We start from the raw sequence: 7449 nt of genomic DNA, 5'->3' as shown, positions 1-7449 counted from the left end.
TCTCTTATTTACTAGAATTTAAGCCTACAAAACACAAAAAAGATCGGCATGGTCAATCGCAGGTATTCCTACTAGCGCCTAATATCTGCGATTAGCCACGCCTCAAGAAACAATAGACTTTGCTTTTTACAACTTGTTCGTTTCGCGATCGCTACTCTCACGATCTATATTGTTGCTTCGCGTTCGGAATGTGCTTTTGCAGTGCGATCGCTCTTGAGTTTCTGAATGATTTTAATACTAGCGATCTCACCGCATCGTAAGGCACAAAGAAGCACATCGCTAAACGCAAATCCTGCTGCTGCACCCAATATCTGAGATCGCGACGTGCTAGCAGACCCAATTTTTCACTAAAGACTAGCGATACTCTGCGTTTACGAGGAGCTATAGATTCCCGAAAAACTGACAACGGATATGACCTTGGAAATGCCAGTCGTGTTTTTCGCGCCCAGTCTGTTGAAGTAGTGAAAAAGTAGTTTGGGAACACGATCGCACAGAGGATCGATAGGCGTTACAAGATGAGATCGCAGTGTAACGGTTAGCGTGACATCATAATTATTGGCAGATCCCCCTAGAACAATGCCGAAAATACCTGACTGCGATCGCTGCAACAATGCCCATAGTACTTACCTAGGGTGTTGATGGTGATTCATGTCCAGACTTTACGGATGATGGTCAAGAGCTATGGGGTTCCAATGGGTTTAAAGGTTAACCAGAGCGCAACAGTATCAAATTTTAATGACTCACCCAATGTTTACGGGCTTGTGTCCGCAATGCCGATATCAATATCCAAGCGATCGCCTAAGTTGGAATTGTCCAATATGTGGATGGCAGAACGACTAATTCTTAAAAAACTGACGGCGCATTTTGCGATACTCTACCTGTAAAGCATCCGATTGAACGTGTAATTCTTCATTAAGGTCATAGGGGACAATCTGGGGATGTTGAGATTCTACAATCGGTTTATCTTGATTGAAAACTTTTAAGACCCGTTTACGCGCATCTGCATCTGCCCAGTTACCAGTAAAAAAGCTCCGTAGATTAATCCATTTACTTACCGTTGTTTGGTCATCAATCGGAACATGAGCGCTGTAAATAAGTAATCTACCAAATACTAAATTTACTTCTAGCACAGTAATATTGGGCAAAAAGAAAGCTGTCCGAGTTTTGATTACTGAAGGTTTCTTTGATGCCAAAAAGCTCCAAATACCTTTTGGTGGTGACGCATTGACCATCACAGTTGCACCCGCACCAGTTGCATAATTTTCTACTGTAAATTCAGCAATCTGTGGACGATCTTTATCTCCAAATGAGCCAGCATGAACGAAAGGTGCGTGAGCAACATCTAAGGCATTTTCCATAACACGGCTGTAGTGGGTATGCCATAGAAAATCCCCATGAAGAGATTTGAGCTTTACATCATCAAAGTTAGGTAATTCTGGAATTGTGCTACGCTCTGCTTCAGGGGCATCACCCATGAATAACCATACCCATCCATACTTTTCTTGAGCTTCATAAACTTTGACCTTAGCTCTATGGGGGATAGGTGTATCAGGTGAATTTGCAGGAATATTTGTGCAGGTTCCGTCCGCTTGATATTCCCATCCATGATAAGGACAAACAATACATTCGCCTTTGATCCGTCCACCAGATAAAGCCGCACCACGATGAGGGCATAGATCCTGCATAGCCACAATCTGCTGAGAATCCGTGCGATAGATCGCTAAATCTTGATTCAGCACTTTAATACGCTTAGGCGTAGATGTAATTACATCTGAGAATTCAACGGCATACCAGAAATTTTTCAGCATAGATTAATTTTAGCTAATTCAGTCTATCAATCACTAAGATTTAACTACTTTTTTTAATCTCGTTCCATGACGATCGCCTTTAAGAATTTTCGGCATCTCAAATATTTCACTGGTTTTACCATTGCCATCAAGAGAATAGCGATCGCCTATATTTGCAGTTTCTAAGCTTAACAATTAGCGATCGCGCCATGTCCAGAAACAACGGACTAAACTTTTATTTGATCGGGCAAAATGCATTTTTTTAATTGGGAAGTGTCCCAAACCCTCGATCGCATATTGATACTGCGTAATCCGAACCTGTGCTTTCATCGCGAAATTTGCAAAATTCTCGAAGAGCTGAGCAGGAATTTTGAAAATTTCGCCATGACAGAGACACGGATAGACACAGTGCTATTCGCCGATCTTCCTGCCGCACCCAACATCGTCGATGGCGACAATAACCGTTCTGAGTGCAGCCGATTGTTAGCGGGAGGTTGGCATCATCTAACATCTAGCCAGAAAAGGCACAAGGGATTTGCGAACCAATAAAATATTAATCCAGATTTCCCCGAATTAGTGTGGCGGCGAAGCCGCCACACTAATTCGGGATTTATATTTGATACTTTATTAAATCGCAGATCCCTAAACTTTTACTGATTCCGACTCTTTCAGATTATCTCAGCTGATATTCCCATTTGTTCGTTCCAGAAAAGCATAGAGCTACTTTCCACGGTCGTTTAGATCCTTTGATAGCGTCTCAGCCGCCTGTTCCGCAGCATCTACAAAGGGTCGTAGAATCAAATCGATTTTAGATGTTTGTAGTGCTTCTTCTTCGTGATCTTTATGGACGGTGACAGCCAGCTTCCCCTGATAACCGTAGTTCTGGAGAGCATGTAATAGGGTGCGGTTAATCTCAAGCCCTGGAATACTGCTGACGACCCACTTGACCGTATTCAAGGGAAGATGGCTGGGGTACTCTGGATCTTCTGCATCGCCATAGTGAACCGAAAACCACTGTCGCCGCCAGCGTCGCACGTTCTCTGGGTCAAAGTCCACACCATGAACAACCAGTCCTTTGCTGCTTAAGCTTTTCACTAACCACCCCCCATATCGACCCAAGCCATAGACAATCACATCGGCTGCTGTAGCCGCAAAGTCATTATCCCCTGCTTCTTCTCGGTGAGGAATTCGGCGCTCGAAGATGCTGAGTATGTGTGATAGCCGTTCATAAAGCAGATGGGAATAAAGGATCATGTAACTAGAAACGCCGATGGTGATTAAACCCACCAAGGTGATCAACCCCACCGTCTCTGCGTCAATATGCCCTAGGCTGAGTCCTAGGGCAGCAAGAATCAAGGAAAATCGCTAATTTGGGCTACGGATAATCCAGAAAGCAAACTGGTGCGTTTGCGATAGCCCATATAGCCCATGATCGCCATGACAATGATGGGCTTGCCAATTAGCACGAACAGTGACAATACTAGGGCAGGCACAATCTGCGCCCCTAGCAGATGCAAGTCTAGGTGAGCACCCAAGTTAACGAAGAAGAACAGCAATAGAAAGTCTCGGATACCGACTAACCGCGATCCGATCGCATCCCTATAACGTGTAGACGCTAATGAAATACCAGCCAGAAATGCCCCGACTTCACTGCTGAACCCTAGAATTTCAGTCAGAGCAGAGAGTGTCACAGCCCAAGCGATCGCAAAAATGAGCAGCAATTCCTGAGATCGCGCTAAATGTTTGAGTAACTTCGGGAGCACAAAAGCCATCATACCCCCTACCCCTAACAGCAACAGTCCTACCTTTAGCACTAGTTGCAGCAGAGTTATTCCCGGAGATAAGTTGGCTTCACCTCCCAGTGCCGATAGACCAATCATGACCAGCACCACAACCAAGTCTTGCACGATCAAAACTCCTAGGGCAATACGACCGTATAGAGAATCGATTTCTCGCTTATCCGAAAGGAGCTTGACGATAATAATCGTACTGGAAAAGGTCAAGGCAACGGCAATATAACCCGCTTTTATAGGAGCAACCCCCAATAGAACAGAAATCAGAAAACCCACGATTGTAGTGAAGGCTACCTGCCCCAACCCCGTCGCTAATGCCACCGTCCCCATGCTCTGAATCAGGCGCAGATCAAGCTTCAGCCCAACCACAAACAGCAGCAGGGCTATGCCCAGCTCCGCAAGCAGTTCCATTTGTTCGCTCATGATAACCCAGCCAAAGGCTGAAGGTCCAACCAGAATGCCTACTGCAATAAAAGCTACAATCAACGGCTGACGTAACCACAGACCTATTGCTCCGACTATAGCCGAAATCAACAGGACAAAAGCTGTTTCATAGAAGGGGTTGTTGAGTAATTGCATCATTAAAGACTCCATTCTCAGAGCGGACAGGTTTCGGCAAGTTCAATTCCTCAGAGGTATCCCGCAGGCATTTAATGAGGGTAACACGATCGTCGTAGTTCCCATGAGAGAAGTTGAGTTGCGCCACATTCATGCCTACCAGAAGCATTTCCCGAATCATCTCAGGAGAATCGCTAGCAGCCCCGATCTCCGCTACAATCTTAGCCCTAAGAATCGATGGTTTCAAAACTGTCCTTCCTTCAAATCCATCAATGCCAATTTTGACGGTCATGATGTGTCTCCTAACGAGAACTTCTGTGAGACAGACTATCTTTCCTGCCCCACAGAAGTTAGTCTAGAACGTGAGCTTTAAATCACCGCTGGACTGGCTATAATCGGGGACTTCCACTTGAACCGCAGGAACTTTCCAAATGGTTTGGAGATAATCCCGAATGGAGCGATCGCTGGAGAATTTGCCCATACGTGCGACGTTGAGGATAGACATCCGAGTCCAGCGATCTCGATCTCGGAATGCTTGACTAACGAGATCCTGACATTCAACGTAGGATTGATAATCTGCCAACACCAGATATTCGTCGCGATAAAGGAGAGAATCCAGCAAGGGCTTGAACAGATTAGCGTCACCGTGGGAAAAGAACCCAGAAGAGAGGCGATCGATCGCCAGTTTCAATTCAGCACTCCCATTGTAATAGTCTCGGGGATTGTAACCAGCGGATTTCTTGGCTTGTACTTCCGCCGCCGTCAACCCGAACAGGAAGAAGTTATCCGATCCAACTGCTTCCCGAATTTCGACATTGGCTCCGTCGAGAGTGCCGATGGTTAGTGCGCCGTTCATCGAGAACTTCATGTTGCCCGTACCAGAAGCTTCTTTACCTGCTGTCGAGATTTGCTCCGATAGGTCAGCCGCAGGATAAATCCGCTGAGCAAACTTAACGTTGTAATCTTTCATAAATAAAACTTTGAGGCGATCGCGCATATCAGGATCGTGGTTGACGATATCGGCGATCGAATTAATCAACTTGATGATTAACTTGGCCATGTAGTAGCTCGGTGCAGCTTTCCCTCCAAACAGAAATGTCCGAGGCGTGATATCCAGATCTGGGTTCGCTTTGAGCCGATTATACAAGGTGACAATATAGAGTGCGTTCAGGTGTTGCCGTTTGTATTCGTGAATGCGTTTTGCTTGAATATCAAACAGCGAGTTGGGATTGATTTCGATGTTGTAATTTGCTTGAATGTACTCTGCCAAATCCTGTTTGACTGCTTGCTTCACCTGTCGGAATTCTTCCCGAAAATTGTCATCAGACACAAAGTGTTCCAATTCCCTCAGGTCATCTAAATTCTTAATCCAACTATCTCCGATGTTGTTCGCGATTAGGTTCGTCAGTCGAGGATTACTCAAGACCATGAAACGACGTGGCGTTACCCCATTGGTGACGTTGGTAAATTTCTCTGGATACATCTGATAGAAGTCATGCAAGGTCGTCTGCTTCAGCAACTCGCTATGCAATTCGGCAACCCCATTGATGGCAAAACTACCGACACAGGCAAGGTTTGCCATCCGCACATACCGTTCGCCACTTTCATCAATGATGGACATGCGCCGAATGCGATCAAAATCATCTGGGAACTTAAGGCGAACAGCGTCCATAAAACGGCGATTGATTTCATAAATAATTTCCACATGACGAGGTAAGATACTGCCAAACAGTCCTAGAGACCAACGTTCCAGTGCTTCGGGGAGCAGAGTGTGGTTGGTGTAAGCGAAAGTCTTGATGGTGATATCCCAAGCTTTGTCCCAATCAAATCCAAACTCATCTAGGAATAACCGCATCAATTCAGCGACCCCAATGGTTGGATGGGTGTCATTGAGTTGAATGACATAATGCTCGTGAAACCGTTCCAAAGTCAGATTCTGCAACTTCATCGTGCGAATCATATCCTGTAAAGAGCAGGACACAAAGAAGTATTGCTGCTCTAACCGCAGTTGTTTTCCTTGGTAGGATTCGTCGTTTGGATAAAGGACTTTGGTAATGTTCTCGCAAGCACTTTTCTCTTGCACGGCACCAAAGTAATCACCTTTGTTGAACGCTTCAAAATCAAAAGACTCAGGGGCTTCAGCTTTCCAAAGCCGCAATGTATTTGTAGTATTTGTCTGGAAACCAAGAATTGGGGTGTCGTAAGGAACTCCTTTGACTACTTTGTAAGGCACCCAACGTGTCCGATAACGACCGCGTTCATCTCTGTAGGATTCTGTGTGACCTCCTAACTTGACCTCTAATTGTGCCTCTGGTCTGACAACTTCCCAGGGATTGCCGTAACGCAGCCATTTATCTGTAATTTCGACTTGCCAGCCGTCTTTGATGTCTTGATCAAAAATGCCATACTCGTAGCGAATTCCATATCCGATCGCGGGGATTTCCAATGTGGCTAGTGAGTCGATGTAACAGGCTGCCAATCGCCCCAAACCACCATTGCCTAATCCCGGTTCTTCTTCTTGTTCAAGCAACTCAGGCAAGTTGAGTCCCAATTCCTCCATTGCTTGCTTCACGATGTTGTAAAGCCCCAGGTTGATTAAGTTATTGCCCAGATGCGGACCCAGTAGAAATTCGGCAGAGAGGTAAGCGACTGTTCGGGGTGATTTTTCTAAGTATGTTTGATTGGTGTTCAACCAGCGATTGAGTAAGCGATCGCGCACCGTATACGCCAATGACATATAATAGTCATTGCGCGTGGCAGCCTTCGGAAACTTCGCCTGAATATAGTACAGGTTATCCAAAAACGCCCGTTTGATTGTTTCGACATTAATCCCAGTACGATCATCTTCAATTTGAATGTTATTGGGAACAATACTGACCATAACTTTATCTCCTAATAGATGAGAAATTACAGGTAGGCTAGTGGATGGCTGAGGACCAATCGCTCAGAATAATAATTGCTAAACGCAGACCTTGGTTGGATTCGATTGTTAGTAGACAACTTCGTTTCAGCAAAAGTTTAACGCCTAAATACCGAACGATCCTTCTTGTGCAGAAAAAGAGTAGCAAATTCAATCGAACAATCAGAAATAGAGTTGCGACCGTGAGAAATGTAGTTTACTCAAAAAATTATCTTCTCATACTTAAAGGTACATCTTAAGTCTCCAGTTTTGACTAAAAAATCTATAGACTTTATCGGAAATAAACAAAAGAAGTTGCTAAAATAGGTGCATTTCAGAAAATTGCAAGTTAGAAAATGCTGTCATACGCCAAACTAAAAAATAAACCTCGGATTCTACAAAGTTTGACAGG

At 44.8% G+C, this 7449-nt stretch carries 7 protein-coding genes and 1 pseudogene; 1 reads left to right on the top strand and 7 read right to left on the bottom strand.

The genetic code is table 11. The features are described 5' to 3' along the window. Positions 1-157: 157 nt before the first annotated feature. The 4 genes from PseudUWO311_RS23770 to PseudUWO311_RS24710 all read right to left on the bottom strand — a co-directional run bounded on the left by PseudUWO311_RS23770 (position 158) and on the right by PseudUWO311_RS24710 (position 2117). Positions 158-406 (bottom strand): hypothetical protein, encoded by a 249-nt coding sequence (locus PseudUWO311_RS23770; protein ID WP_142657700.1) that lies wholly within the window; start codon positions 404-406, stop codon positions 158-160. 430 nt (positions 407-836) lie between these two features. After that, complete coding sequence (locus PseudUWO311_RS23760; protein ID WP_142657699.1) at positions 837-1808, bottom strand: aromatic ring-hydroxylating oxygenase subunit alpha; 972 nt, start codon at positions 1806-1808, stop codon at positions 837-839. 33 nt (positions 1809-1841) lie between these two features. Next, positions 1842-1982 (bottom strand): hypothetical protein, encoded by a 141-nt coding sequence (locus PseudUWO311_RS24265; protein WP_190303642.1) that lies wholly within the window; start codon positions 1980-1982, stop codon positions 1842-1844. Next, a complete protein-coding gene (locus PseudUWO311_RS24710) occupies positions 1983-2117 on the bottom strand; it encodes a hypothetical protein (protein WP_263403026.1) in 135 nt (44 codons plus the stop codon). Between the two features lie 54 nt (positions 2118-2171). On the opposite strand from PseudUWO311_RS24710, the gene PseudUWO311_RS24260 reads away from it, so the two are divergent. Then, positions 2172-2336, top strand: coding sequence for a hypothetical protein (locus PseudUWO311_RS24260; RefSeq protein WP_190303641.1), 165 nt, complete (start codon positions 2172-2174; stop codon positions 2334-2336). Between the two features lie 171 nt (positions 2337-2507). On the opposite strand, the pseudogene PseudUWO311_RS24990 reads toward PseudUWO311_RS24260, so the two are convergent. From PseudUWO311_RS24990 to PseudUWO311_RS23745, 3 genes and pseudogenes are all read right to left on the bottom strand, one after another. Next, positions 2508-4159: pseudogene (locus PseudUWO311_RS24990) on the bottom strand (cation:proton antiporter). Further along, complete coding sequence (locus PseudUWO311_RS23750) at positions 4131-4430, bottom strand: pyruvate kinase (protein ID WP_223807714.1); 300 nt, start codon at positions 4428-4430, stop codon at positions 4131-4133. The pseudogene PseudUWO311_RS24990 and the gene PseudUWO311_RS23750 overlap by 29 nt, the downstream one beginning before the upstream one ends. 63 nt (positions 4431-4493) lie before the next feature. Continuing rightward, positions 4494-7019, bottom strand: coding sequence for a glycogen/starch/alpha-glucan phosphorylase (locus tag PseudUWO311_RS23745; protein ID WP_142657698.1), 2526 nt, complete (start codon positions 7017-7019; stop codon positions 4494-4496). Between the last annotated feature and the right edge of the window lie 430 nt (positions 7020-7449).

Source organism: Pseudanabaena sp. UWO311 (genome assembly GCF_006937785.1).
Taxonomy (GTDB): Bacteria; Cyanobacteriota; Cyanobacteriia; order Pseudanabaenales; family Pseudanabaenaceae; genus Pseudanabaena.
The sequence above is the reverse complement of the archived record's forward strand: the minus strand, read 5'-3'. Positions and strand labels throughout refer to the sequence as shown.

Coding starts and splice junctions, on each gene's coding strand:
- PseudUWO311_RS23760 (WP_142657699.1), bottom strand. CDS start 1,808: ATGCTGAAAAATTTCTGGTATGCCGTTGAATTCTCAGATGTAATTACA.
- PseudUWO311_RS24710 (WP_263403026.1), bottom strand. CDS start 2,117: ATGAAAGCACAGGTTCGGATTACGCAGTATCAATATGCGATCGAGGGT.
- PseudUWO311_RS24260 (WP_190303641.1), top strand. CDS start 2,172: ATGACAGAGACACGGATAGACACAGTGCTATTCGCCGATCTTCCTGCC.
- PseudUWO311_RS23750 (WP_223807714.1), bottom strand. CDS start 4,430: ATGACCGTCAAAATTGGCATTGATGGATTTGAAGGAAGGACAGTTTTG.
- PseudUWO311_RS23745 (WP_142657698.1), bottom strand. CDS start 7,019: ATGGTCAGTATTGTTCCCAATAACATTCAAATTGAAGATGATCGTACT.